Origin of the sequence: Exiguobacterium sp., assembly GCF_020832205.1 — a bacterium.
In the GTDB taxonomy this organism is placed as follows: domain Bacteria; phylum Bacillota; class Bacilli; order Exiguobacteriales; family Exiguobacteriaceae; genus Exiguobacterium.
The window spans coordinates 1-24,861 of record NZ_JAFIFD010000053.1 but is presented as its reverse complement, the minus strand read 5'-3'; the positions used below and the strand labels follow the sequence as shown (position 1 = coordinate 24,861).

Sequence of the window (24,861 nt, the reverse complement as noted above, 5' to 3'; positions counted from 1 at the left end):
GTCAAAGAAAATAAGCCCAGTGATATCGCTGCCGATGATCATCCCGATGCCCATGAACAAAAGAAGGGCAGGGAGACCGAAGCGCGTCGACACCCGAGTGGCGAGCACACCGGCGACGAGGAGGAGACCGAACAATAAGATCAAACTATCCGTACTTAAAATCGAACCATTCAAACACATCACTTCCTTATCAATTGTCGCGTTTTCCAACGTATTATTAAGTTCATTATACCATGAAATCGTTATGATATAAGAAACAACGCACCTTCAATTATGCACATTGGAATAATCGGATATAGGTGTGATAAAGTGAGATTATGAGAAAAGGGGAGATGAATATGGCGAACATTTATGTGTTGCATGAGAATAACGAGTGGACGGATCACCTCGTCAAACGGCTTGATGAATTGGCATTGCCGTACGAACTGTGGCATTTAGATGAAGGGCTCATCGATATCGAGGCGCCGCCGCCTGAAGGGGTGTTTTACAATCGAATGAGCGCTTCGTCCCATACGCGCGGACATCGCTACGCACCGGAGCTGACCGAAGGCGTCCTCGCCTGGCTCGAGGCGAACGGACGGACCGTCTTTAACGGTACGCGCGCCATCCGGCTCGAAGTGAGCAAAGTGAACCAGTATACGGCGCTTCGGCGTGAAGGGATTCCGGTACCGAAGACGATTGCCGCTGTCGGTAAAGCTCAAATCGTCAAAGCGGCCGAGACGCTCGGGATGACACCGTTCATCACGAAACACAATCGGGCCGGGAAAGGGCTCGGGGTACAGTTGTTCCATTCCGTTGCCGCGTTGAAGGAATACGTCTATGGACCGACGTTCGAGGACTCGGTCGATGGGATCACGTTGATTCAACAATACGTCGAGGCGCCGCAACCGTTCATCACACGGTGTGAGTTCATCGGCGGTAAGTTCTTGTATGCGGTACGCGTCGACACATCGGAAGGGTTCGAACTCTGCCCGGCGGACGCTTGCTCGATCGAGGACCAGTTCTGTCCGGTCGGGGAGACGCCGCCGGCGAAGTTCGAGATTGTCGAACGGTTCGACCATCCGATCCTCGCTAAGCTCGAGGCGTTCCTAGCGGCGAATGAGATCGCGGTCGCGGGCATCGAGATTATCGAGGACAAAGACGGCAACGTCTATGCTTACGACGTGAACACGAACACGAACTATAACTCGGACGCAGAAGCGAAGGCGGGCACGTATGGCATGCTCGAACTGGCTACGTTCCTCGGCGACGCGCTCCACGCGAAGACGACAAAATAAGGGTCAGGCTTTTGCCTGACCCTTTCGCTGTGTATGTTTTAACTGTTGCTCAAATCGAAGTTGGACTAGCTCGGCAGTCGGTGCCATTCGCTCAATAAACGAATCTAAACGTTCCGCAGTGTCTCGATCTGATTCCTTGAACACGCGCATCGTTGTTCACCTCATTGATCATTATTTATGGAGTTGCCTCTATAAACAAGGATTCCCGAGGGAGCGTTCACATAAACCTCGATTACCCGAGGAATGTGCCGAGTTCTTCTTTCGGGAGGATGTTCCCGACGTAGAATTCGCCGAACTCACCGTATTTCGCGCTCACTTCATCGAACCGCATCTCGTAGACGATTTTTTTGAACTGAAGCGAGTCTTCTGCAAACAGCGTCACGCCCCATTCCCAGCCGTCAAATCCGGTCGAACCGCCGATGAACTGTTGGATCTTGCCGGCGTAACTGCGGCCGATCATGCTGTGGCGGTACATGAGGTCTTTGCGCTCATCCATCGAGAGCGTGTACCAGTTGTCACCGTCGCGGCGTGCCTTGCTCATCGGGTAGAAACAGATGTGCGCCGTTTTCGGAAGGGTCGGATAGAGACGCGCCCGAATATGCGGGTTCTCGTACGGGTCACCGTCACCTGAGCCACGGTACATGCCGAGCTCGATGACCGAGACGTAAGAGTACGATGGAATCATGTAGTCATACAGCTTCGTCTTCCGAAGCGCGAGTTCGACTTGCTCGAGCTCTTTAAACGTTGGACGAAGGACCATCAAAACGACGTCCGCCTTCTGCCCAAGAATCGAGTAAAAGGCGTGACTGCCTTCACCGCGCGCTTCCACTTCTTCAAGCGAGGCGAGGAAAGCGACGAATTCATCGATCATGTCTTGGCGCACCGTGGCGTCGACCGCTTTAAGGCGTGTCCAATCGATAGTGCGGAAATCATGGAGCGTATACCAACCGTCCAACGTGGCGGCGGCGTGTTGTGTCTCTGTAGTTGGTGCAGGACGTTCTGACATAAAAAAACTCCTTTCAGGAACTTGGCTTCGCTGTTTATTTTACCATAGTCGCTTCGCGGACTGCCAAGTTTGATGCTGTCTGTGAGTCTCATCACAGTCGGGACAGGAAAAAGTGAGGACGGGGCTCGAAATGAAAACGGCTTCACATCAGCCTGTACCAGTCAAAAGAGCATTACTGTTCTATTCATATAATGATTGATTTCAAGCGATTTATGACGAATCGGGCAGAATAGTTTATTTTAAAAAAGGTCCTGTGTATAATTGAAATCGCATAAAGACAGAAATCGGTCACAAACCGTAAGTGATTCTTATAATAAGAAAAGGGGTTCATCCGTTATGAAACTATTTGATACGTTGAAGCAGAAAGTCAGCCCGATTCGTCCAACCATCGTCTTGCCCGAAGGCGTTGACGAGCGCGTCCTCGGCGCCGCGGTTCGGTTGAAAAACGACGGAATGGTCGACCCGATCGTTATCGGTCCAAAAGCCGAGCTCGATGCGGTCGCAACGAAGCACGGTTTTGACATCTCGAACTTGACGCAATACGACCCAGCGACGTACGAAGACATCGACACGCTCGTCGAGGCGTTCGTCGAGCGCCGTAAAGGCAAAGCGACACCTGAACAGGCCCATGAGTTATTGACGTCAGACGTGAACTACTTCGGAACGATGCTCGTTCATACGGGAAAAGCGGAAGGTCTCGTCTCTGGCGCGATGCACGCGACAGCCGATACGGTCCGTCCGGCCCTTCAAATCATTAAAATGCAAGAAGGCATCAAGAAGACATCAGGTGTCTTCATCATGGTGCGCGATAACGAGCAGTACGTGTTCTCTGACTGTGCGATCAACATCGCTCCGGATGCAGCTGACCTCGCCGAGAACGCCTATTTGTCTGCGTTGACAGCGAAGACGTTCGGCATTGAGCCGCAAGTCGCGCTTCTCAGCTTCTCGACAAAAGGATCGGCGAAGTCGCCGGAGACAGAAAAAGTCATCGAAGCGACGCGTCTCGCTAAAGAGAAGGCGCCAAACCTTCCGATCGACGGCGAGCTTCAGTTCGACGCTGCGTTCGTCCCAAGCGTTGCAGCGAAGAAAGCACCGGGATCGGACGTGGCCGGTAACGCCAACGTCTTCGTCTTCCCAAGCCTCGAAGCTGGGAACATCGGCTACAAGATGGTTCAACGTTTCGGTGGATTCGAAGCGATCGGTCCGATCCTTCAAGGTCTCAACAAGCCGGTCAACGACTTGTCGCGCGGTTGTAACGAAGAAGACGTCTACAAATTGACGCTCATCACTGCAGCCCAAGCAATCGACGAGCGCAACGAAGCGTAAGTCACGAGCATCCTTCCTTCGGGGAGGATGCTTTTTTCATGCAGGATCACGACGATCAATTGGAGTTTGTCTGGAACGAAACTGAGGTAAACTAGTAGGGGATACATTAAAAAGGGGGAAGCATCATGCAAAACATCCATGCTACTGAATTACGGGAGAAACTTGAGAACGGGGAGTCGCTCCACATCATCGACGTGCGTGAGCAAGACGAGTACGACGCAGGGCACATCCCGAACGTGCCGCTCTATCCATTGTCTGAATTCCCGGACGTGACAGAGAAACTCGCCAAAGACAACGTCTATCACGTCATTTGCCGTTCGGGCGGCCGCAGTGTGACGGCTTGCGATCACTTAGAGTCACAAGGCTACAAAGTCGTCAACGTCGAAGGCGGCATGCTCGCATGGGACGGTGACATCGAAGCGTGATGCTCGACAACCCGTTTGTCGTCATCCCGCTCCTCATCGCCTTGTTTTTGACCGTGTACGCGTTCGTCAAACGGCTCGACTGGGCCAAATGGCGAATCGTATGGGCGGTGTGGGTCGTTTTGATCGTGATCTTGTTAACGATCCGCCTTATCCAAAGCCTATAAAAAAGGAGTGAAGCCGATGTCGGCTTCACTCCTTTTAGTTGTCGCGCTTATCGAACGTGATCGAGGCGATCGCGTCGTGTTGGTGAATCGATTCTTCGTTCCGGCATTCGACGAAGAAGTTGACGACTTGTTTCATCTCGTACAAGTCAGCGGCGATCAAGCGGACCATGTCTTCGACGAAGCGCGGGTTCTCGTACGCGATCTCCGTTGCGCGTTTTTCGTCCGGACGTTTGAGGACCGGGTGAAGCGGTGCCGAGGCGTTTGACTCGGCTGCGTCGAGCAAGGCGACACGCCAGTCAAATCCGTCAAGCGACGTCTCGTCGAGGCCGGCTTCGATTGTGATGTAACCGCGTTGATTGTGGGCACTGTACTCACTGATTTCTTTCGAGCACGGGCAAAGCGTCGTCACGTTGATGATGAGTCCGACCGTGACGCTCGCCGTCCCCGTCTCCAAGTTGTACGACACGCGGTGCATGACGTCAGCGTTCATGAGACCGCTGAGTCCGGTTGCCGGCGCTTTCCGGCTAAAGAACCACGGATAGCGGATCGTAAGCTGTCCTTCGGTCTGCTCCATACGCTCGGCAAGCTCTTGAGCGAACTCGATGAGCGAAGCGTTCGACACCGTCCAGCCTTGGTTATGGTACGCGTCAAGTTGCTCGGTGAGGCGTGACATGTTGATGCCTTTACGGTCTTGGACGAGCGATGTCGTCAGCTCGAACGTCGCGACCGTCGACTGGATGCCGTCCGGCGTTTCGATGTTGACCGGGTGTTTGACGTTTGAGATGCCGACGCTGTCGAGGGCGAACAAGAAGTTCTTCGGTGTATTTTGCAAATCGACCATTTTATCTTTTTCTGTCGGTTTCGTTCCTTTGACTGGCGGGACCGAACCGAATAGTTTATGTCGTTCTGCTTTAGTAGGTAAAGCGACATGGCTTGTAGACATAATCGGATTCTCCTTTTTGAGAGGGTGGGGACCACCACTCGTTCTTGTTAGGATTTTATCATGAAACGGACATGAACCGGGTACCATTTTGCTCTCTGAACATGCTACGAACCTGTTTTTGTGAGAAACTTCATAGTCTGAAAAAATAACGATTGCTTTTGATTAAGAATGGGAATAAAATGTTCTCGTGAACTTAAAAAAATAGTCACTTTTAAATATGAAGGAACACAACAAAAAGGAGATGGATTTACATGGATTGGCAGTTAGTACTGCAGTATGCTTGGATCGTCGTCGTACTCGTCGGCCTTGAAGGGCTATTATCTGCAGACAATGCGCTCGTGTTGGCCGTCATGGTCAAACACTTGCCGCGTACAGAACAAAAGAAAGCGTTGTTCTACGGGTTGCTCGGAGCGTTCGTCTTCCGATTCCTCGCATTGTTCCTCATCTCGTTTTTGATCAACGTCTGGCAAGTGCAGGCGCTCGGTGCGCTCTACTTGATCGGCATGAGCGCAAGGCATCTGTATATGACGTATAAGGCTCGACATATGGCACCGCATCAAGACTTGGCGGCAGAAGCGAAAGCCGAGACGGCCGTGACAGAAAAGCCGGTCTCGCGCAAAGAGTTTTGGTGGACGGTCGCAAAAGTCGAGTTCGCGGATATCGCTTTCGCGGTCGACTCGATCCTCGCGGCGGTCGCACTCGCGGTCAGTCTTCCTGCGCTCGGCCTCGGTGAAATCGGCGGCATCGACTCCGGTCAGTTCTTCGTCGTCTTGCTCGGTGGATTGATTGGTGTCGTCTTGATGCGTTTCGCCGCTCGGATATTCGTAAAGCTATTGCACCAGCGCCCGACGCTCGAGACAGCTGCCTTCATCATCGTCGGTTGGGTCGGGGTGAAGTTGACGGTGCTCGTCTTGGAACACGAGGGCTTTAAAGAATTAATAGAAGGAACGCCGATTGAGTTCATCGGTCTTCCACACGGCTTCGTCCACTCGACGGGCTGGACACTTTTCTTCTGGTCGGTCATGATCGCCATCGCTCTTTGGGGTTGGTTCTCATCGAAACCGTCAGCGGTCAAACATTAAAAAAATCCTGCCTCCCGTTAAAGGAGAGCAGGATTTTTTTGTTAGGCTGTCACGTCTTCTTTGTCGTAGATCGGCACCCAACCTTCCGTCGTCACGAAAATACGGACGGCGACGACTTGGCGGTCGGCTTGGAGTGTGAAGTAGTGGCGCGTGTTCACCGGCACCGAGATCAGGTCGCCCGGGTTGAGCTCGATGTTGAAATAGCCGCGCTCGGCGTCGTCGATGGCGAAAATCCCGTGGCCGCTGACGATGAAGCGAACCTCGTCATCCGTGTGGTGGTGTTCTTTTTGGAAGTTGACGAGCAGTTCGTCCAAGTTCGGTGTCGCCTCCGACAGGGAGATGACGTCCGCGGTCTTATAGCCGCGCCGCTCGGAGACGTCTCGGATCTCGTCGCGGAACGTCGCGAGAATCGCTTGTTTGTCTTCGTCGGTCAATTGATAGTTTTCTTGAAGGTCAGCCGGGAGCTTATCGATGTCCCACTGCTCATACAAGATGCCGCGCGACTCTAAAAATGCGCTCACTTCAGCTTGGTCGACGTAACGTTCTTCTGTTTGTTGGAAATAGATGGTTGCCATGATTCAATTCCTCCTTATGAATGGACGCCTAGGGCGCGTAGTTTTAACGTGTAGCTGAACAAAAATTCATAGGCCTCCAAGTAACGTTTCGCCGCATCGGGTGTCTCGCCCCATACAGTGATGCCGTGATTACGGATGAGGACGGCACCGGCGCTTGAATGGACATGTCGGGCGAACGCAGAGGCAAGCGTCGGGATATCGGCGTGGTTGTCGATGATCGGGACGCGGACGACGGCGTCTTCTTCCCAAAAACCGAGCGCCTTGATGATCTCTTGTCCGGTAAAGACGACTTCGCCGTTTGGGGCGTGAAGTTCTGAGATGACGTTATTGTCGACCGTATGGACGTGAAGGGAACATGCGGCCTCTGTTTTGTTGAACACTTCGACGTGGAGCAGCGTCTCGGCGGACGGTTTACCGCTTTGTTCACCGATCAATCGTCCGGCCGCATCGACGAGGACGAAATCTTCGGCCGTCCGTTTTCGTTTATCACGTCCGCTCGCTGTTACTAAAAATTCGAGCGGGTCGTCCGAGACGCGGATTGCCAAATTCCCGCTCGTTCCGGGGAACCAGTCGCGGGCGGCGAGTTCGTCTTTAATGTCGGCGAGTTCGAGCCAACGTGCGGTCACGCTCATACGGGCACCTCCTTCAAATGATGAGTGATCTCGTCAAACGTCTCGAACGGGTAATAGTTAATGCCTTCTGTCTCACAGAGCGTGATGAGCTGTCCGCGAGCGTAGACGAAGTCGGCCTGCTTGGCGACCTCGAAGTCGGTCACCGAGTCACCGATGACGATCAAACGATCATCAGGATTGACGATGCGGCGGGCGATCGTCGGTTTGCAGCAACCACAATCGTTCGTACAAGATGCATCGCAAGCATGCGGCCAGTCGATGCGTACCGTCTCCGCGGAGAAATCGGCGACGTTGCAGTAGATGTGGTCCGGGTCAACGTGCCCGCTTAAAATCGGATGGACGAAAAAGTCCATCCCGCCGCTGACGACGTCAAACTGCCACTCGTTTTGACGAACTTCTTCCAAAAAGTGAACGAATCCGGGCCGGAGTTGAATATGTCCTACCAAATAGTCGCGATACGCCGTCTTCTCGGCACTCGGCAACAAGTGAAACATCTGACCGACGCCTGCCCGGATTGAAATGTGTTGGGCGAGCACATCCTCTTTGATGGCGTGCCATTCCGGTGGGGCGAACGCCTTCATGAGGGAGATGATGTTGTCCTCGGCTGTGATCGTCCCGTCAAAGTCACAGAGGATATGGACCGTCATCGCGTCGACCACACCTTGAGTGCGGCATCGAGTGCATCCGTTCGACCGGTCTGCCCGAGAGCCTGCTCGATCGCTTGTCGGAAGGCGCGGGCACCGGCAGCGGCGCCGTCCGGATGACCGTGAATGCCGCCGCCGGCGTTGATGACGACGTCCGTACCGAAGTCGCGGATGATGTCTTCGACGAGCCCCGGGTGAATCCCGGCCGACGGGACCGGTAAGATCGGCTTCGACCAGTGCGGTTTGGCACTGAAATCGCGAATCGCGAACGCCTCGTCTGGAGGTGTCGCGAGCGAGCCGTAAGGGGACGGGAACAGCGTCAAGTCGGCACCGGCGAGACGAATGAATTTACCGAGCAAAAGCGAGTGGCTGATTGACCCGGTCAAGGCACCGGCGAACGCCGGATGCGCCAAAATCGGGACACGGATGGCGGGATCTTTCGCCAGCTCCCGGAGTGCATCGAGTCCGTATGTATAGACGTTGAACAACAGTGCCGTCGCGCCCGCCTCGATCAAGCGGCGTGCTTGGTCGCGCAACCCGAACACCGGGCCGCTCAGCGTGACCGCATACAGTGCGCGTTTTCCCGTCGTGTTGAAATGTTCTTGAATCACGGATGCGCCGATGCGCGCTCGCTCAAGCGAAGGGGTGAGCGGATTGTCGTACAAGATCTCGTCGTCTTTGACGATGTCGATGCCACCGGCGAGCTGGTCGCGCAGTTGCTGTTCTAAAAACTGTAAGTCCCGTCCGATGACGCCTTTAAAGATGCTCATGACGAGCGGGCGATCGTCGACGCCGAGCTGTTCGCGAATCCCGTCGACACCGAACTTGGCGCCAGGGAAGTCGGTTGAAAGTGATGCAGGTAGCTCGAAATCAATCAAACGGACCGAGTCATCGAGTGACAGTTTCCCAAACGTCGTCGTCAACATCGACGAGAAGTCAGGACTGACGTTTTCAATCGGGTACCGGATCGTGAACCGGATCGTCGCGTCTGTATGGGACGTCGAGACGACCTCGCCGCGGTATGCCTGTAACTGTTGTCGTTCTAAATGGGGCAAGTCTGTCCATGTGCCGACGGTCAATTCGAGCGCGATTTTCTCGGCGATATCGGCGACGCGGTCAGTACGGTTGATTTCATAAGTGGCAATGATGCCCATGGTCGTTCCTCCTTCCGGTCACACAAAAAATGACCCCATGCCGAGGCAAGAGGTCATCATGAAAAAATGAACTCTTATCTCTCAGCTTACGCTGCAAGAATTAGCACCGTGCCCAATCGGGTCGGTTGCTGCGACATCATCGGGCTTGTCCCCTCCGTCTGCTCTTGATAAGAATATGATTTGAAGTTGTGAAATTTAATTGAATTTTTGCACAGAATCGTCACAGCGTCAATTCCTTTTTTTGAAAAAAATTATTTTTGAAAGTTGTTTCCATATATGCAAAGAAAAAGTGGGTCGGCTCGTCACAAATCGTCGTTGACAAGTATGGCGCACAGTCCGTAATATTCATCACAACACGTTCACACAATCGAATACGACACTCTTATCGCGAGTTGGCAGAGGGAATTGGCCCGATGACGCCGCAGCAACCGACCAGTAAGGCACGGTGCTACATCCACCAGACAGACGTCTGAAAGATGAGAGGAACAACCAATTTGGCTGTGCCTCTTTCTCGCGGAGAAAGGGGCTTTTTTTGTGGGAATCATACCGAAAGGGGAAACAATCATGGCATATCAACCATTTACAGAACAGACCGTCGTCGAGCACGTCCGGGCACTCGGATTGATCGAGGAAGAGGGAATCGCCCAGTGTGAAGAGATCGGTGACGGCAACTTGAACCTCGTCTTTCGCATTCGTCAAGGTGAGACGAGTTTGATCGTGAAACAAGCGCTTCCGTACGCGAAAGTCGTCGGGGAGAGCTGGCCGCTCACGCTCGAGCGGGCCTGGATCGAGCAGTTGGCGCTTCGGGAGTTCGCCGACGTCGTCCCGCGTTTCGTCCCGGACGTCCTCGGGAGCGATCGGACACTCGCCTATACAATTTTAGAAGACTTGTCTGCTTTTGATATTGTACGGACTGGCCTGCTGGACGGAAAGAGCTATCCTGAGCTATCCCGTCACGTCGGAGAATTTTTAGGGGAGACGCTGTTTGCGACGTCCGACTATGCGGCCGGACCGATCGAGAAGAAACGAAAAGAGCGGGAGTATTACAACCCGGAACTATGCGACATCACCGAAAAACTCATCTTCACCGACCCGTATAAAGATGCCGAATCGAATAACATCGAGGCGGCGCTTCGCACGGACGTCGAGCGCCTTTGGCAAGACAAGGCGCTAAAAGTCGAAGTGGCGAAACTGAAAGTCGGATTCGTCACGAAACACGACGCCTTGCTTCACGGCGACTTACATACCGGCAGCATCTTTGCGACATCACGGGAGACGAAAATCATCGACCCGGAGTTCGCATTTTATGGGCCGTTCGGCTTTGATGTCGGTCAAATCATCGCCCATTTAACGCTCGCGACGTTCCACGACCCGCTCAAGCGCTTCGAACGGTTCACTGACGTCCTCACTGTATGGGAGACGTTCGAGAAGACGTTCCGCCACAACTTCACGAACGCGGTCGAGCCGTTCAACACGGACGGGTTCGTCGACGAGTTGCTCCGGACAATTTTCAGCGACACGATCGGATACGCCGGCTGCGAGCTCATCCGCCGCGCCATCGGACTCGCCGGCGTCGCCGACCTTGAGACGCTCCCGGAGGCGGCGCGCCTCGAGCGGAAACGGGATGCGCTCGCACTCGGCGCAACCCTCATCAAAGAGCGAAACGCCGTCGAATCGATTGACGATCTCGTGACGCTCCTCTCGGGGGTGCGCGTATGACCGTCCGAAACATTCGCTTCGACGCATCGACGCACGAGCTCATCATCTTGGACCAGACGCTCCTCCCTCACGAAGAGCGTTACGTGACAATCGACACGCTTGAACAAGCCGAACACGCGATCGAGACGCTACAAGTGCGCGGCGCACCGGCCATCGCCTATTTCGGGGCGTTCGTCCTCGCGAAAGAGGCGGGCCGGTTAGTGGACGATCCGGACTTCACGCGCCGTCTTGAAATCGTCGGTCGCCGCTTGATTGCGACACGACCGACAGCGGTCAACCTGCAAAACGTCATCGATTCGCTCTTGGCGTTAAATAGCGGTGAAGATTTCGAACAAATTGCCGGGGAAATCGAGCGTCGCGCCGTCGCGTTATACGACCGGGACGTCGACACGTATCGGGCCATCGGGGAGCATGCGCTTTCAGTGCTGCCGGCAGGCGGAAACATCTTGACGATTTGTAACGCCGGGGCGATTGCGACATCACGTTACGGCACCGCGCTCGCCCCGTTTTATGTCGGGAAAGAACGCGGTGTGGCGTTCAACGTCTTCGCTTGTGAGACACGGCCGCTCCTGCAAGGGGCCCGGCTCACCGTCTGGGAACTCGACCAAGCCGATATCGACGTCACGCTCATCACCGACAATATGGCTGCTTGGACGATTCAAGCAAAAGGAGTTGATGCCATCATCGTCGGAGCTGACCGCATCACACGGACCGGTCACGTCGCCAACAAGATCGGCACGCTCCAACTCGCCGTGCTCGCCAACCACTACGGTATCCCGTTTTACGTCGCGGCACCTCATTCGACGTTTGATTTGACGGCGGAGGACGCGATCGAGATCGAAGAGCGGAATCCATCAGAAGTCACGCATATCGGCGGACAGCCGACGGCTCCTGTCGGCATCACCGTCTTCAATCCGGCGTTCGACGTCACTCCGCCCGAGCTCATCACCGGAATCATCACGGAGGCCGGCGTGTTCAAGGCGGACGAGACGGCTATCATACATCATGTAGGGGGAACGATTCATGTCTAAAAAAATCTTGATCTTCTTATTCACATTCGTCTTGGCGCTCGTCGGTTGCACGAACGAGCAAGCCGCCCCGGCGAAGCCGGCCGAGAAGACGCCGGAGACGAAACCCGTCTCGGCCTCGAACGGGACGTTGCCGCAAGACATCGACGTCGCTCTCGTCATGCAGATGTCGATTGGGACGTTCTCGTCGCAATACATCAACGGCGTGACCGAACAAGTCGAGTCGTTCGGCGGCAACGTGAAAGTGTATAACGCCGACAACGACCTTTCGAAGATGGCGAGTTACGTCGACACGGCGACGACGCAAGGGGTAGACGTCATCCTGATCGACCATGGTCGGGCCGACGCGTTGAAAGAACCGGTCCAGCGCGCGCTCGATAAAGGGATTAAAGTCGTCGCATTCGACAACGATTTGACGAACGAGGGCGTCACGGTCATCGACCAAGACGATTACTCACTCGCTTGGCGTTCGCTCAAAGCGCTCGCTGAAGACTTGGACGGGGAAGGGAAAATCGTCACGATTTGGGTCGGCGGCTTCACGCCGATGGAGCGACGCCACACAATCTATGACGCGTTCTTGAAACGGTACCCGGGCATCGAGGAAGTCGCCAAGTTCGGTTCGGCGACGAACAATACGGCACTCGACACACAGAGCCAGATGGAAGCCATTTTGAAGAAGTATCCGGAAGGCGAGATTGATGCTGTGTTCGCGATGTGGGACGAGTTCGCTAAAGGGGCGAGCCGGGCCATCAAGCAAGCTGGGCGCGATGAGATCGCCGTTTACGGAATCGATTTGAGTGACGAGGATCTTCAGCTCATGCAAGAAGACGGGAGTCCGTGGAAAGTGACGGCGGCGACCGATCCAGCAGAAATCGGACGGATCCAAGTCCGCTACGCCTATCAAAAACTTGCCGGGGAAGAGACGCCGTCGATCCATTCGGTCGACCCGTATTTGGTGGACCGCGACGTTTTGCCGGATGAGAAAGTGACGATGGATGATCTCGGTCAATACGTCCCGAACTGGGGCGCATCGGACGCCGCCTGGTCGGATTGGATGAAAGGGACAGACTGATGCTACGGCTTGAACGCATCACGAAACGGTATGGGGACGTGACGGTGCTCGACGACGTCACGTTCACGCTCCGTCGCGGGGAGGTCCACGGGCTACTCGGACTGAACGGGGCCGGAAAAAGTACGTTAATCAAACTATTGAACGGGACGACGACCCCGACGTCCGGTGCGGTCCACGTTGACGATAAGGCGGTCGTGTTCACCCCGGCCGAGGCGATCCGGCGTGGCATCATCACGGTGTCCCAAGAAGTCGATGATGCACTCTATCTCGACTTGCCGGTGTATGAGAACGTCGTGCCGTGGCAAGCGGTCAACCGAATCCGACCGCGTGCGTTAAAACAACGGGCGGCCGACTATTTGGAGAGAGTTGGTCTCAACATCGATGTGACCAAACCGGTCGGTCGTTATCCGCTCAGTGTCAAACAACGAATTCTGATTGCGCGTGCGCTCGCGAGTGAGGCGTCGTTTTTATTGCTCGATGAACCGACGGCCGCGTTGTCGACCGATGACGCGGCAGCATTGCTCGAGTTGTTACAGACGCTCGCCTCAGAGGGGGTCGGCATCCTGCTCATCACCCACCGGTCGGACGAACTGTCGCGCGTCACGACAACGGCGACGTTCCTCCGCGATGGTCGCGTCGTCTACGAAGGCCCGTATCAAGCACTGTCTGATGGCCGCGTCCATACGCTGTTGAGCGGGACAGAGCTAGCCCATGATTTAGAAAAAGCGACACCGACCGAGACCGTTCAACTCGAGGCGACGCTCACGCTCCCGACGTTCGGGACCGAGTTAGCGTTCACCGCCTACAAAGGCGAAGTCATCGGCATCGGCGGGGTCACCGGGAGCGGCAAGACCGAATTCATCGAGGCGCTGTTCGGTTTATCCGGCGCGCCTCAAACGATTGCGCTTGATGGGAAACGCGTGACGATTCAAACACCGCGTCAAGCCGTCCGGTCCGGGTTCGCCCTCGTGCCGGAAGAGCGCCGTAAACAAGGGTTGTTTCTAGACGACTCGATCGAGCGGAACGTCCTGGCGATTGCTCGGGAAGGGAAGGCGGTCACGCGCGTCTTGTCGTCGCTCCGCGTGAAATATGACCGTCTCAATCAACCGGTGCGTGAACTGAGCGGAGGCAATCAACAAAAGATCGTCCTCAGCAAGTGGCTCCTTGAAGATCGCGACGTCTATTTGCTCGACGAACCGACAAAGGGCGTCGACGTGACGGCGAAACGGGACATTTATGAACTCGTGACGCGACTCGCTAAAGATGGGAAGACCGTCGTCTTCACCTCGAGTGAACCGCAAGAATTAGAACGTGTCGCCAACCGGACGCTCTGGCTCGACCGCGGGCGGTGGCAACAGAAAGGAGAGGTTTGATATGGCCCAACTCGTATTAAAAGAACGAACGAAGCGCCTAGCCGGCATCGGACAATACGGGACGTTGTTCGCTATTCTCGCCCTGATTGCGGTCTTCGGTGTGACGAACGATCAGTTCCTAACGTACGCGAACTTCAGCGACATCATCAAATCCGTGTCGATCGTCTCACTTCTCGCCCTCGGGGTGACGTTCTCGCTCATCGTCGGCGGCTTCGACTTGTCGGTCGGCTCGACGGCGAGTCTCGCGACGGTCGGAGCGGCGTCAAGCCTCGTCTTACATAGTCAAGAGCTGCTCGTCGCATTACTCGTCCCGATTGCGCTCGGCGTGCTCGTCGGTCTGTTGAACGCGCTCGTGACGATCAAGTTTCGCTTGCCGGATTTGCTCGCGACGCTCGCCATTATGTACGTCATCAACGGTGTCCAATTGACATATACGAAAGGGTTCTCGATTTATGATAATATGCCGATCGACGGCGGGACGGCGCCGGGACGTTTCATCCCGTCGTTCCTCTTCATCGGTCAAGGCTCGATTGGACCTATCCCGTTCGTCGCCATCTTGATGGTATTGTTTTTCGCCGGGGCGCATCTGTTCTTGACGTATTCGAAGACGGGACGCGAGTTTTATTACGTCGGTTCGAACGTCGAGGCGGCACGACGATCCGGGATCCGTGTCAATCGCATCAAGCTGTACGCCTACGTGTTGAGCGGACTGTTCGCAGCCATCGGCGGCATCATCTTGGCGTCACGCATCGGCACTGGACAAGTGTCGGCCGGGGCACCGCTCTTGATGGACGCCGTCGCGGCCGCCTATATCGGTTACGCCGTCTTTGGGACCGGTCGGCCAAACGTCGTCGGCACGTTGATCGGTGCCGTCTTGATTGGCATCTTGTTGAACGGGCTGACGATGTGGGACGTGCCGTATTATGCACAAGACATCGTTAAGGGTGCGATTTTGATCGCGGCGCTCGGACTGTCGTACGTGCAAAAGAAACAGTTCGCATAGGAAAAGTCCTCAGAATCAAAGGTTCTGAGGACTTTCTTTTCGTTCCATCCGGACGAAGTCATACACACTCCCGTTCGTCGGTTGTTGAAACGAACCGGTCTGTCTGAAGCCGCAAGCTGCGTACAATCGAATCGCCCGTTCGTTGAAGGCGGCGACGGCCAATGTAACGCGACGGGGCGCGTACGTCGCCTCGATGAAGTTAAGAATCGACGTGAGGAACGCCCGTCCGCCTCCTTTTCCGGTCAAATCGGGCTTCATGCCGAGCCCGATATCGATCGTCTCGTCATCCGATTGCGTGACGCTCACGAATCCAATCAGTTCGGCATCATGTGTGATGGCAAACACCGACTGGCCGCGCTGGTCTGCATCTAAAAATTCGGCTAAATCGTCTTCGTCGGCCTCCATATCATAAAATGCGTAATCGTCATCGTAGTGCCACGTGTAGGCGATTGTTTCGGCTTGATCTTGAGACAGCAATGCGAACTGATAACCCATGTTGATTTCCTCGTTTCAAAATGATGATGAGGTGATACACTCTCAATAGTACCACCAACTTACAGAATGAGGTGACTTCATGGGAATCAAACTAGACATGGTCGGGATCGTCGTCGAAGACATGAAACGGGCGCTCGATTTTTATCGTCTGCTCGGGTTGAACGTTCCGGAATCGATGAATGGGGAAGCACACGTCGAAGTCGACGACGGCGGCGTCCGGTTCGCGTTCGATACGGTCGAAGTGGCTGAGTCGGTGTACGGGGAATGGAAACCGGCATCGGGACATCGGGTCGAGCTCGCCTTTTTGTGCGAGAGTCGACAAGCGCTCGATTCCTTGTTTGAAGACATCGTCAAACAAGGGTATGTGATTCATCGCGACCCGTGGGATGCGGCGTGGGGACAACGTTACGCCATCGTCGTCGACCCGGACGGCAATCTCATCAGCCTGTTCGCCTCATGACAAAACCCTCGCCGGACTCGGGCGAGGGTTTATTCGTCTCGTGTCTCGCCCCATGCGCAAAGCGCCTTCATCGCCGGTTGCAAGCTGAGCGCTTCTTCGGTGAGCGAATATTCAACGTGAAGCTGTTTCTCGGTCGAGTAGTCGTCGCGGCGCACCATGCCGAGCTGTTCGAGCTCACGCAGTTGATCGGTCAACACTTTGCGGCTGACGTCAGGAATGGCGCGCTGAATGTCAGAAAAACGGCGCGGACCGTTCTCGAGCGTACAGTACACTTGAGGCCGCCATTTACCGCCGATGATGTCGAGCGCCTTGTTGACGGGGAACGGAATCGTCATGTTCAATTCGCCTCGCTTTCGGGTAGTTACTTGAATGTGCGTACTTCCATTTCGACTCAGATGATCGTATCGTTATCCTGCGAAATGAGCAACTAAAAAGGAGCGGATGAATTTGACTTATCCACGTACGTTCTCCCATATCGGGCTATCGGTCCCGAGTGTGGCAGAAGCCGTAAAATTTTATGAAAATGTGATGGGCTGGTACACGATCATGGAGCCATCGGACGTCGTCGAGGACGACTCCCCGATTGGTGTCATGTGTACCGACGTGTTCGGACCGGGCTGGGGCAGCTTTAAAATCGCCCACATGTCGACCGGTGATAAAATCGGCATTGAGCTGTTCGAGTTTCCGAACAACGAGAACCCCGAAAACAATTTCGAGTTTTGGAAGACGGGTATCTTCCACTACTGCGTCCAAGACCCGGACATCGAAGGGCTCGTCGAGAAAATCGTCGCCCATGGCGGCAAACAACGGATGCCAATCCGTGAATATTACCCGGGTGATAAGCCGTATCGGATGGTGTACTGTGAAGACCCGTTCGGCAACCTCGTCGAAATTTATTCGCATTCCTATGAACTGACGTATTCGGAAGGGGCGTATTGACATGAAAGCATGGTTACTCGATCAACCAGGACTCGAACATTTGCATCTCGGTGAGACGGAGCGTCCTACACCTGGAGCGGGCGAACTGCTCATCAAAGTCGAGGCGGTCGCCTTGAACCCGGTCGACTATAAAGTCGGCACGAACGGCAACCCGAAGTGGGCGTACCCGCACATCCTTGGGGTCGACCTCGTCGGGGAAGTCGTCGAAGTCGGCTCGAGCCTCGCCAATATCATCACCGGTTCACGTGTCGCCGTCCATACGAGTCTCGCGAACAACGGCGGCTTCGCCGAGTATGCGGTCGTCGATGCGCGCGCCTGCGCCGTCGTTCCGCCAGACGTCAGCGACGAAGCGGCCGCAGCAATTCTTTGTGCCGGCATGACGGCGTATGAGGCGGTCATGCAGAAACTGAACACACGCGATAAAGAGACGATTCTCATCCACGCCGGAGCGGGCGGCGTCGGCGGTTACGCGATTCAACTCGCGAAGAAACTTGGGCTCAAAGTGTTCACGACGGCGTCACCTGACAACTTTGATTGGGTGAAAGAACTCGGAGCGGACGTGGCCATTGACTACAACACGGAAGACGTGACGGCACGTGTGTTAGAAGAAACGGACGGTCGCGGTGTCGACTTGATTTTGAACACGGTCGGTCGCGACGTGGCGACGGCGGACCTCGACCGGCTCGCGTTCAGCGGACAGCTCGCCTATATCGCCGGGCCACCGGATACGTCGAACGTGAAAGGGTTTACGTTATCGCCGTCGATTCACGAAGTCGCCCTCGGTGCGGCCCATGCGAGTGAGGACGAACGCGCCATCCGCAACTTGGCGTATATGGCCGAAGAGTTGATGAAACTGCTCGAAGCGGGCGAACTGAACGACCTCGTCACGGACGTGTTACCGTTCGACCGCTTAAAAGAGGGGCTCGAACAGCTTCAAACACGAAAAGTACGCGGCAAGTTGATCGTTCGGGTACGGGACTAAATTTCAGTCTCCTGTCTTATGACAGGAGGCTCTTTTTGGAGGGGATGACATGGATTTACGGGCATCGTACCAGCAAACAGCTCATCAACTGAGCGGTCACGGGAAACGAAATGTCGGAGTATTGCAACAAGCGTTCGCTGAAGTCGATCCGAACGAGGCGAGCGACCATTACGGAACAGGGGAGATGATTGAGCGTTTCGAACAAAAAATGGCGCAAACGCTCGGGACAGCAGACGCGATCTTTTTCCCGAGCGGCACGATGGCGCAACAAATCGCGTTACGTATCTGGGCGGACGAGACCGACAATCCACGCGTCGCCTACCATCCGCTCTGTCATTTAGAGATTCACGAACAGGATGGATTAAAGAAGCTGCATCACCTCGAGCCGATCTTGATCGGGGAGTCGGACCGGTTGATGACTTTTGAAGAAGTGCAGGCGCTGCCGGATGTGGCTTGTCTGTTGATTGAGTTGCCGCAACGGGAGCTCGGTGGCTACTTGCCGCCGTTCACAGAACTTGAGGCAATCAGTCGCCATTGTCGTGAGCGTGGCATTCGCTTGCACCTCGACGGGGCGCGTTTATTTGAGACGTTACCGTATTATGAGAAGACGGCCGAAGAAGTGTGCGCTTTGTTCGACAGCGTCTACGTGTCGTTTTATAAAGGCATCGGCGGCATCGCAGGCGCCATTTTAGCCGGACCGAAACCGTTCTGTGACGAGGCGAGAATATGGAAACGGCGCTACGGCGGCGACTTGATCGGTCTGTACCCGTACATCATCCCGGCCAACTACTACTATGAGCTTCGAAAAGACCGAATGGAGACGTACTATGAACAAGCGAAACAACTCGCACACCGCTTCAATGCGATCGACGGTGTCTGGACGACGCCGGACGTCCCAGTGACGAATATGTTCCATCTTCATGTGGAAGGGGAGTATGAGGCGGTCGCGGCACGGATGCAGGCTGTTCAAGACGAGACTGGCATCGGCATCAGCGGATACCTCGTCCCGCATGACGGTTATTGCTCGACCGAGATCAGTGTCGGCGATGCGGTTGGAGCGATTGAAGCGGCACAGCTCGATTTAGTATTCGATCGACTCTCCTGAAAACAATGAGAAAAACCCTGCTGAAACGAATGTTTCGGCAGGGTTTTTCTCGAAGAATGATCCTCATGCGGCCTCGAGTTTCGAGACGTCTTGTCGTTTAGTAAGATGTTTCACTGACAGTTTGATGAGCCATTGAATCGTTTTCATTTGGATGAACACGAGCGGGGACAAGATGACGTAATGCATCAAGCTGTGCGCCGTGATAAAGCCGTTTTGAACGAGTCCCCAATGGACGAAGAACATGCCGAGGACGACGTAGGCGACTCCTGGACAGATGAGACCGAAGCTTGCCGCGCCGTCAGGTTGTTCGTCGAAGTAGTCAAGTCGATGCAATACGTTGAACCCAATCAAACCGACAGCCGTGCTCGCCATGAATAAAAAACCGAGCACGACGAATAACAATGCCGTGTTCACATCGGTATCGAGTATGCGGTGAGAAACCATCGAATATAGGCGAACGAACGTGATTCCAGTGAGCGTGAAGATTGGAATCAGCAACCAGATGGTCGGGGCTCCAGGTTTGGCCAAGCCTTTCGCCAATACGGCGCGCAGGCTCATGCCACCGAAGAAGAGTAAAATCCCACCGACGAGTGACAAGAAAAACAGGGAAGCGACTGTCGAGATAACGGAAACCCACGGTGTCGTCGCCATCGCAGCAGGGCTCGCCAAACCGACGGCGACCATGACGAACGTGAATGCGCCTAAAAATTGACCAAACTGGTTCAAGTTGTCGACCGGGAACGTACCGTTCGCCACCACGTTGGCGATATATTGCACATACCGAACGAGGGCATAGACACCGATGACGAGGAAAGCGGCCAAGGCGAATGGGAAGAGGAACTGGACGTTCGCCCATAGCCCTGGGACGAACAGGGCGCCGAGGATGAACAGAACGTTGACGCTCATCGCATATGTCAGCGGTTCGGCCATGACGGCCACTTCACCGGGTGTCCCTTTGAGCGTTTGATACGCCGACGTCCGCTTGAACGCGTGGAACGAACGAATGTTCCAAACGAGTAAACGGAAGTGATTCGCCGCGAGCGCCAAGATAATGATTGAGACCGCGACGACAAGGAGCTGTGCCATTCCTCCGGATCCAAATGTGGCACGCAGATGATCAAAGTGAGGCAATGGCGAATCCGGATGGGGGATTAAAAACATGAAATACATGAAAAATGAGACGGCGAGCCCGCCGTTACCGAGGGCTGATAAGAAGTAGAGCGGATGATAAGATTGTTTCATCGTAAAAAAGTCCTCCTAAACAATTAGATAATCACTTTATACCCCCTACGGTATAAGGGGTCAATACGTTTCTCGCGATATGAGGGGAATCCCCTATGCCGATCCGAAAGTGAGATGTCGGCATGGTGAAGTGATATAAATCACGAATTTTCGAGCGCGATGGATGTACGCAGAATCGTGAAAAATGAGATCAGTACTAGGCATCTGGCGAAAATGAGGGACTTCCCCTATATAATTTGTATACGCTTTCAATTATGCTGAAGACGTGAGGGAGTTCACGGATTTGACATAAAATAGTCAATCATTTGAGAGACGAAAGGGGATTGCTTTATGCGTACACACTATCGAGTCGTCATCGTCGGAGCCGGTACAGGAGGAATCAGTGTGGCTGCTCGTTTATTGCGGGAGCAGCATCATTTGAGAGGTGAGATTTTGTTAATCGATCCTGAAATGAAACATTATTATCAACCGCTTTGGACGCTTGTCGGAGCAGGCGCGGCGAAAAAGGAAGAGTCGGAACGCGAGATGGCATCACTCATCCCAAGCGGGGCGAAATGGCTTCAAGACAAGGTGATCGGTTTCCATTCAGCCAACAATCAAGTGGAGACGGAACATAACGGAACCATTCAATACGATTACTTGGTCGTCGCCTCAGGGATTGAAATCGATTGGGGACGGATTAAAGGGTTGGAGTCCGCGTTAGGGACGAAACAAGTCTGCAGTAACTATTCATATGAACATGTCGACTATACATGGGATACCCTTAGGGGTTTTGAAGGCGGGACCGCCTTGTTCACGCACCCGGCCTCACCTGTGAAATGCGGCGGGGCACCTCAAAAAATCATGTATATGGCGGAAGATTATTTTGTGAAAACAGGTGTCCGCAGTAACAGTAAAATCGTCTTCGGATCTGCCAACCCGGCCATCTTTGACGTCGCCAAGTATCGGGAGGCACTCGAAAAAGTACTCGAACGAAAACGAATTGATACACATTTTCGCGTCAATTTGATTGAAATCAAAGCAGACGACAAAGTCGCTGTGTTTGAACAGCTAGATGGCGGTGAGACGTTCGAGGTGCATTATGACATGATTCACGTCACACCACCGATGCAAGCACCTGCCTTCATTCGAGAAAGTGAGCTCGCCGATGCGGGCGGTTGGGTCGACGTCGATATGTATACGCTCCAACATAAGCAGTATAAAAACGTCTTCGGACTCGGGGACTGTACGAATTTGCCGACGTCGAAGACGGGAGCTGCGATTCGGAAACAGGCGCCCGTCGTCGCTAAAAATGTGATTGATCTCATGTACGGACGTGTCCCAGTCGCGTCATATGATGGCTACTCGTCATGCCCGATTGTCACCGGTTACAATAAGCTCATCTTGGCCGAGTTCGATTATGAAAAAGTACCGCAAGAGTCGATGCCGTTCAATCAAGCGAAAGAACGCCACAGTATGTATATCTTGAAAAAAGATTTTCTGCCGGTCATGTATTGGAACGGGATGTTGAAAGGGACAATGTGAGGAAGGGGACAAAGCGATGGAACATACAACCATGAACGAACAGACGTTAGAGTCCGCGTTGACACGGCCCGACGTCGAGCGCGCGCTCGTCTCGCTCGTCGAACGGTTGCCGGAAATTGAGCGATCGCTCCGTCGTCTCGAAGATGCCGTCGATTTCGGTGTGGCTACGGTGAACGATCAGCAAGTTAGACAAAAAATCGACACGCTCCTTGACGAATCGAATGTACAAATTGAGACGCTCGAGGCGGCGTTAAAGCTCGCCGAGAAGCTGCCGATGCTGCTTCAAGTGACGAATCAACTCGAACGAGTACTCGCTTTCGCAGAAGACGTTTATACGGACGAACAGACGCGGGAATTGATTGGGCAACGAGTCGACGAATACGTCTCACCCGTAAAAGAAAAAGCTGATGCGACACGGACGATGCTCACCGAAATCCGGGCCCGGGCCGAGCGGGATGACCGTCACATCACGCTGTTCTCGCTCGTACGTTGGCTGAAAGAGCCATCGGTCCAACACGGGCTCAAATATATGCAGGCGACGGTCGAAGTTTTGTCTGAGCAAACAAAAACATAACAAACTCTCCCGGACGTGGATGCACCACGTCCGGGTTTTGTATGCTCAAATAGTTGGCTTCGATTACCCGTGGGGGTATGATAGAGGGGAGGAGTAGGCAAACAGAAAGGAGGGGACGGATTGGCACTTCCAGATTTTGAACACCAAATTTTAAACGTGTTAAAAGACGGTGTCATCGTGATGGACCATGATCGAAACATCATCACGATGAACGAGGCGGCTGAACAATTGACCGGATGGCGGTTAGGAGAGCCCGTCCCGTACTGTTCATTTTGTCAACGACGTGAAGTCGGTCCAAAGGAAGAGCGATGCTACTTGATGCAACATGAACGCTCCCCATACTTCACATCAGAGATGCCGACATATTCGGGGAAAATGGTTGATGTGGAGATGAACACGGCGCGCATCTTGAACGATCCGACGTCGGGCGCGACGTACTATTTGCTCGTGCTGCGTGACTTTACGGAGCGTAAGCGCCGGGAAGCGCATGCCCTCCGTGAACAGATGGTACGGGAATTAATCCGAGCCCGGGAGGAAGAACACGAACGGCTCGCCCAAGAACTCCATGACGGCGTCGGTCAATCGTTGTTCAGCATCTCCCTCGCCCTAGGTGCGCTCCAGTCCGATGTGTCCGACCCGGACAAAAAAGACTACATCGAGTCCGTACTTGCCGAAGTGAGCCGACTGATCGACAACGTGCGCGGCTATTCGAAACAACTGCGCCCAATCGAGCTCGATCAGTTCGGACTCGGCTCGGCGCTTAGCGTACTATTTGACAGTTTCGCCACCAGATACCCGCTCGTCACGTTTCGGGTCGACATTCGCTTAGCCGACCGCTATGACCGCGTCATCGAAATCAATGTGTATCGCATCATTCAAGAAGCGCTCGTCAATTGCATGAAGTATGCACAGGCGAGTGCGGTCAACTGCCGTATCGTTGAGCGTGACGGACGCATCGACGTGTTGTTCCAAGATGACGGAGTCGGTTTCAATCCACAAGAAGTGGCGAAAGGATTAGGACTTCGGCACATGGAAGAACGGACAAAAACGGTTCATGGTGCGTTCACCCTCGAATCGAGTATCGGACGAGGCACCGACATTTCAGTGACCGTGCCGGTGGAGCGAGGTCGCTATGATGCCGATTGACGTACTGATTGTCGACGACCATGAACTCGTCCGGCGCGGGTTGAAGTTGATGTTTCGTCCATATAAAGACATCAACGTTGTCGGGGAGGCGGCCGAAGGGATGACGGCCATCCAGGAAGCGATTCGGACGACGCCTGATGTGGTACTGCTCGATGTGACGATGCCGAATGGGTTCGACGGATTTATGACAGCGAAAGCGTTAGCGGAAGAAGTGCCGACCGCCAAAGTCATCCTCCTCACGATGCACGACGAGGAACTATACATTAAACGCGCGCTCGAGCTCGGTGTGCCTGGCTATTTATCCAAAAACAGCGACCCGGGGCAACTCGTTGATGGCATCAAACAAGTGATGGACGGGAAACGATACTATGCGACGTCTCTGTCAGAGTCGTTCATCGAGAAAATGGCGTTACAAAAGACAGACACGGTGCTGACACGGCGGGAGTCGGAAATTGTACGTTTGACGGCACTCGGTTACGGCAATATCGAAATTGGAGAGAAGCTCGGTATCAGCCCGAAGACGGTCGAGAACCATAAAGGCCGTGTCATGCAGAAACTTCAGTTGAAACACCGGCACGAACTCGTTCAATTCGCATTGAAAAATCGGTTGATTGACTACGATCGCTAGAGAGAGGGAAGACGATGAAACTAGATTTAGAGAAGACGGTCGATTCACAATACATTCAACAACATCTCGCCAACGAGCGGACGTTTCTCGCCTGGATTCGGACGGCCATCACCGTCATCGGGATCGGCTTCCTCGTGACGAACTTCCATTACTATCGGAGCGAGAACTTGAGCGGGGCCGAGCATCAATTGATCACGGCCATCGGCATCTTGTCGATTCTGTTCGGTATCGCGACGATTCTCGTCGGCACCCGTTCTTATTTGAAGAAAGTGCAGACGATCAACTCGCAACAGTTCAAATCGGCGAAGATGAGCCTCGTCGAGCTCGCGTTCGGGATGGTGTT

The 24,861-nt window shown here is 54.2% G+C and carries 28 protein-coding genes and 2 riboswitches; of the genes, 19 read left to right on the top strand and 9 right to left on the bottom strand.

Going from position 1 to position 24,861, the window contains the following annotated elements; all coding sequences use genetic code 11:
* Window positions 1-338: 338 nt before the first annotated feature.
* Window positions 339-1,277, top strand: a complete 939-nt coding sequence (locus JJU47_RS14060) for an ATP-grasp domain-containing protein (RefSeq protein WP_228620603.1) — start codon at window positions 339-341, stop codon at window positions 1,275-1,277.
* A gap of 232 nt (window positions 1,278-1,509) precedes the next feature.
* Here the strand turns inward: JJU47_RS14060 and hemQ are convergent, their stop codons facing one another.
* The gene (hemQ, locus tag JJU47_RS14055; RefSeq protein WP_228620601.1) at window positions 1,510-2,283 is read right to left on the bottom strand and encodes a hydrogen peroxide-dependent heme synthase; all 774 of its coding nucleotides are present in this window, start codon (window positions 2,281-2,283) and stop codon (window positions 1,510-1,512) included.
* A 336-nt stretch (window positions 2,284-2,619) separates the two neighbouring features.
* Between hemQ and pta the strand changes: the two genes are divergently transcribed.
* The 3 genes from pta (at window position 2,620) to JJU47_RS14040 (ending at window position 4,198) form a co-directional block, all read left to right on the top strand.
* Window positions 2,620-3,609, top strand: a complete 990-nt coding sequence (pta, locus tag JJU47_RS14050; RefSeq protein ID WP_228620599.1) for a phosphate acetyltransferase — start codon at window positions 2,620-2,622, stop codon at window positions 3,607-3,609.
* A gap of 125 nt (window positions 3,610-3,734) precedes the next feature.
* Window positions 3,735-4,034 carry a rhodanese-like domain-containing protein gene (locus tag JJU47_RS14045; protein ID WP_228620597.1) on the top strand — a complete coding sequence of 100 codons (300 nt, stop codon included), beginning with the start codon at window positions 3,735-3,737 and terminating at the stop codon, window positions 4,032-4,034.
* Window positions 4,031-4,198: a hypothetical protein gene (locus JJU47_RS14040; protein WP_228620605.1), complete on the top strand. Its 168-nt coding sequence runs from the start codon at window positions 4,031-4,033 to the stop codon at window positions 4,196-4,198. The genes JJU47_RS14045 and JJU47_RS14040 overlap by 4 nt, the downstream gene beginning before the upstream one ends.
* A gap of 34 nt (window positions 4,199-4,232) precedes the next feature.
* Here JJU47_RS14040 and folE2 read toward each other — a convergent pair whose 3' ends face one another.
* The gene (gene folE2 / locus JJU47_RS14035) at window positions 4,233-5,141 is read right to left on the bottom strand and encodes a GTP cyclohydrolase FolE2 (RefSeq protein ID WP_228620595.1); all 909 of its coding nucleotides are present in this window, start codon (window positions 5,139-5,141) and stop codon (window positions 4,233-4,235) included.
* Between the two features lie 251 nt (window positions 5,142-5,392).
* Between folE2 and JJU47_RS14030 the strand changes: the two genes are divergently transcribed.
* Complete coding sequence (locus JJU47_RS14030; protein WP_228620593.1) at window positions 5,393-6,223, top strand: TerC family protein; 831 nt, start codon at window positions 5,393-5,395, stop codon at window positions 6,221-6,223.
* Between the two features lie 41 nt (window positions 6,224-6,264).
* On the opposite strand, the gene JJU47_RS14025 is transcribed toward JJU47_RS14030, so the two are convergent.
* Genes JJU47_RS14025 through JJU47_RS14010 form a run of 4 tightly spaced genes read right to left on the bottom strand, consistent with a single transcriptional unit; the run spans window position 6,265 to window position 9,228 of the window.
* The gene (locus JJU47_RS14025; RefSeq protein WP_047374911.1) at window positions 6,265-6,798 is read right to left on the bottom strand and encodes a 1,2-dihydroxy-3-keto-5-methylthiopentene dioxygenase; all 534 of its coding nucleotides are present in this window, start codon (window positions 6,796-6,798) and stop codon (window positions 6,265-6,267) included.
* Between the two features lie 14 nt (window positions 6,799-6,812).
* The gene (locus JJU47_RS14020; protein ID WP_047374913.1) at window positions 6,813-7,430 is read right to left on the bottom strand and encodes a methylthioribulose 1-phosphate dehydratase; all 618 of its coding nucleotides are present in this window, start codon (window positions 7,428-7,430) and stop codon (window positions 6,813-6,815) included.
* Window positions 7,427-8,077: a 2-hydroxy-3-keto-5-methylthiopentenyl-1-phosphate phosphatase gene (locus JJU47_RS14015; RefSeq protein WP_228620591.1), complete on the bottom strand. Its 651-nt coding sequence runs from the start codon at window positions 8,075-8,077 to the stop codon at window positions 7,427-7,429. The genes JJU47_RS14020 and JJU47_RS14015 overlap by 4 nt, the downstream gene beginning before the upstream one ends.
* The gene (locus JJU47_RS14010; RefSeq protein ID WP_228620589.1) at window positions 8,074-9,228 is read right to left on the bottom strand and encodes a 2,3-diketo-5-methylthiopentyl-1-phosphate enolase; all 1,155 of its coding nucleotides are present in this window, start codon (window positions 9,226-9,228) and stop codon (window positions 8,074-8,076) included. The genes JJU47_RS14015 and JJU47_RS14010 overlap by 4 nt, the downstream gene beginning before the upstream one ends.
* Before the next feature lie 71 nt (window positions 9,229-9,299).
* Window positions 9,300-9,402: riboswitch (SAM riboswitch) on the bottom strand.
* Between the two features lie 205 nt (window positions 9,403-9,607).
* Window positions 9,608-9,711, top strand: a riboswitch (SAM riboswitch).
* An 81-nt stretch (window positions 9,712-9,792) separates the two neighbouring features.
* Between JJU47_RS14010 and mtnK the strand changes: the two genes are divergently transcribed.
* From mtnK to JJU47_RS13985, 5 genes are read left to right on the top strand one after another with little or no spacing between them, the layout of a single operon-like run.
* Window positions 9,793-10,947: an S-methyl-5-thioribose kinase gene (gene mtnK, locus JJU47_RS14005; RefSeq protein ID WP_228620587.1), complete on the top strand. Its 1,155-nt coding sequence runs from the start codon at window positions 9,793-9,795 to the stop codon at window positions 10,945-10,947.
* Window positions 10,944-11,978 carry an S-methyl-5-thioribose-1-phosphate isomerase gene (gene mtnA, locus JJU47_RS14000; protein ID WP_228620585.1) on the top strand — a complete coding sequence of 345 codons (1,035 nt, stop codon included), beginning with the start codon at window positions 10,944-10,946 and terminating at the stop codon, window positions 11,976-11,978. The genes mtnK and mtnA overlap by 4 nt, the downstream gene beginning before the upstream one ends.
* Window positions 11,971-13,047, top strand: coding sequence for a sugar ABC transporter substrate-binding protein (locus JJU47_RS13995; protein WP_228620583.1), 1,077 nt, complete (start codon window positions 11,971-11,973; stop codon window positions 13,045-13,047). Before mtnA ends, JJU47_RS13995 begins: the two co-directional genes overlap by 8 nt.
* Window positions 13,047-14,420: a sugar ABC transporter ATP-binding protein gene (locus JJU47_RS13990; RefSeq protein WP_228620581.1), complete on the top strand. Its 1,374-nt coding sequence runs from the start codon at window positions 13,047-13,049 to the stop codon at window positions 14,418-14,420. Before JJU47_RS13995 ends, JJU47_RS13990 begins: the two co-directional genes overlap by 1 nt.
* Before the next feature lies 1 nt (window position 14,421).
* Window positions 14,422-15,423: an ABC transporter permease gene (locus JJU47_RS13985; protein WP_228620579.1), complete on the top strand. Its 1,002-nt coding sequence runs from the start codon at window positions 14,422-14,424 to the stop codon at window positions 15,421-15,423.
* A 15-nt stretch (window positions 15,424-15,438) separates the two neighbouring features.
* Here the strand turns inward: JJU47_RS13985 and JJU47_RS13980 are convergent, their stop codons facing one another.
* Window positions 15,439-15,918 carry a GNAT family N-acetyltransferase gene (locus JJU47_RS13980; protein WP_228620577.1) on the bottom strand — a complete coding sequence of 160 codons (480 nt, stop codon included), beginning with the start codon at window positions 15,916-15,918 and terminating at the stop codon, window positions 15,439-15,441.
* A gap of 79 nt (window positions 15,919-15,997) precedes the next feature.
* On the opposite strand from JJU47_RS13980, the gene JJU47_RS13975 reads away from it, so the two are divergent.
* Window positions 15,998-16,378: a VOC family protein gene (locus tag JJU47_RS13975; protein WP_228620574.1), complete on the top strand. Its 381-nt coding sequence runs from the start codon at window positions 15,998-16,000 to the stop codon at window positions 16,376-16,378.
* A 29-nt stretch (window positions 16,379-16,407) separates the two neighbouring features.
* Here JJU47_RS13975 and JJU47_RS13970 read toward each other — a convergent pair whose 3' ends face one another.
* A complete protein-coding gene (locus tag JJU47_RS13970) occupies window positions 16,408-16,713 on the bottom strand; it encodes a winged helix-turn-helix transcriptional regulator (protein ID WP_228620572.1) in 306 nt (101 codons plus the stop codon).
* Between the two features lie 112 nt (window positions 16,714-16,825).
* Between JJU47_RS13970 and JJU47_RS13965 the strand changes: the two genes are divergently transcribed.
* Genes JJU47_RS13965 through JJU47_RS13955 form a run of 3 tightly spaced genes read left to right on the top strand, consistent with a single transcriptional unit; the run spans window position 16,826 to window position 19,404 of the window.
* Window positions 16,826-17,317 carry a lactoylglutathione lyase family protein gene (locus tag JJU47_RS13965; RefSeq protein ID WP_228620570.1) on the top strand — a complete coding sequence of 164 codons (492 nt, stop codon included), beginning with the start codon at window positions 16,826-16,828 and terminating at the stop codon, window positions 17,315-17,317.
* A gap of 1 nt (window position 17,318) precedes the next feature.
* On the top strand, window positions 17,319-18,299 hold the full coding sequence (locus JJU47_RS13960) for a zinc-binding dehydrogenase (protein ID WP_228620568.1): 981 nt from the start codon (window positions 17,319-17,321) through the stop codon (window positions 18,297-18,299).
* 49 nt (window positions 18,300-18,348) lie between these two features.
* Entirely contained in the window at window positions 18,349-19,404 is a 1,056-nt protein-coding gene (locus JJU47_RS13955; RefSeq protein ID WP_228620566.1) for a threonine aldolase family protein, read from the top strand.
* A gap of 63 nt (window positions 19,405-19,467) precedes the next feature.
* Here the strand turns inward: JJU47_RS13955 and JJU47_RS13950 are convergent, their stop codons facing one another.
* Window positions 19,468-20,646 (bottom strand): TsoY family (seleno)protein, encoded by a 1,179-nt coding sequence (locus JJU47_RS13950; RefSeq protein WP_228620564.1) that lies wholly within the window; start codon window positions 20,644-20,646, stop codon window positions 19,468-19,470.
* A gap of 330 nt (window positions 20,647-20,976) precedes the next feature.
* On the opposite strand from JJU47_RS13950, the gene JJU47_RS13945 reads away from it, so the two are divergent.
* From JJU47_RS13945 to JJU47_RS13925, 5 genes are all read left to right on the top strand, one after another.
* Window positions 20,977-22,170 (top strand): FAD/NAD(P)-binding oxidoreductase, encoded by a 1,194-nt coding sequence (locus JJU47_RS13945; RefSeq protein ID WP_228620562.1) that lies wholly within the window; start codon window positions 20,977-20,979, stop codon window positions 22,168-22,170.
* Window positions 22,171-22,186: 16 nt separating this feature from the next.
* Window positions 22,187-22,744: a hypothetical protein gene (locus tag JJU47_RS13940; protein ID WP_228620560.1), complete on the top strand. Its 558-nt coding sequence runs from the start codon at window positions 22,187-22,189 to the stop codon at window positions 22,742-22,744.
* Window positions 22,745-22,864: 120 nt separating this feature from the next.
* Window positions 22,865-23,890 carry a PAS domain-containing sensor histidine kinase gene (locus JJU47_RS13935; protein ID WP_228620558.1) on the top strand — a complete coding sequence of 342 codons (1,026 nt, stop codon included), beginning with the start codon at window positions 22,865-22,867 and terminating at the stop codon, window positions 23,888-23,890.
* The gene (locus JJU47_RS13930) at window positions 23,877-24,518 is read left to right on the top strand and encodes a response regulator (RefSeq protein WP_228620556.1); all 642 of its coding nucleotides are present in this window, start codon (window positions 23,877-23,879) and stop codon (window positions 24,516-24,518) included. Before JJU47_RS13935 ends, JJU47_RS13930 begins: the two co-directional genes overlap by 14 nt.
* Window positions 24,519-24,532: 14 nt before the next feature.
* Window positions 24,533-24,861 (top strand): YidH family protein (locus JJU47_RS13925; protein ID WP_228620554.1); only part of this gene is annotated, 329 nt, incomplete at its 3' end.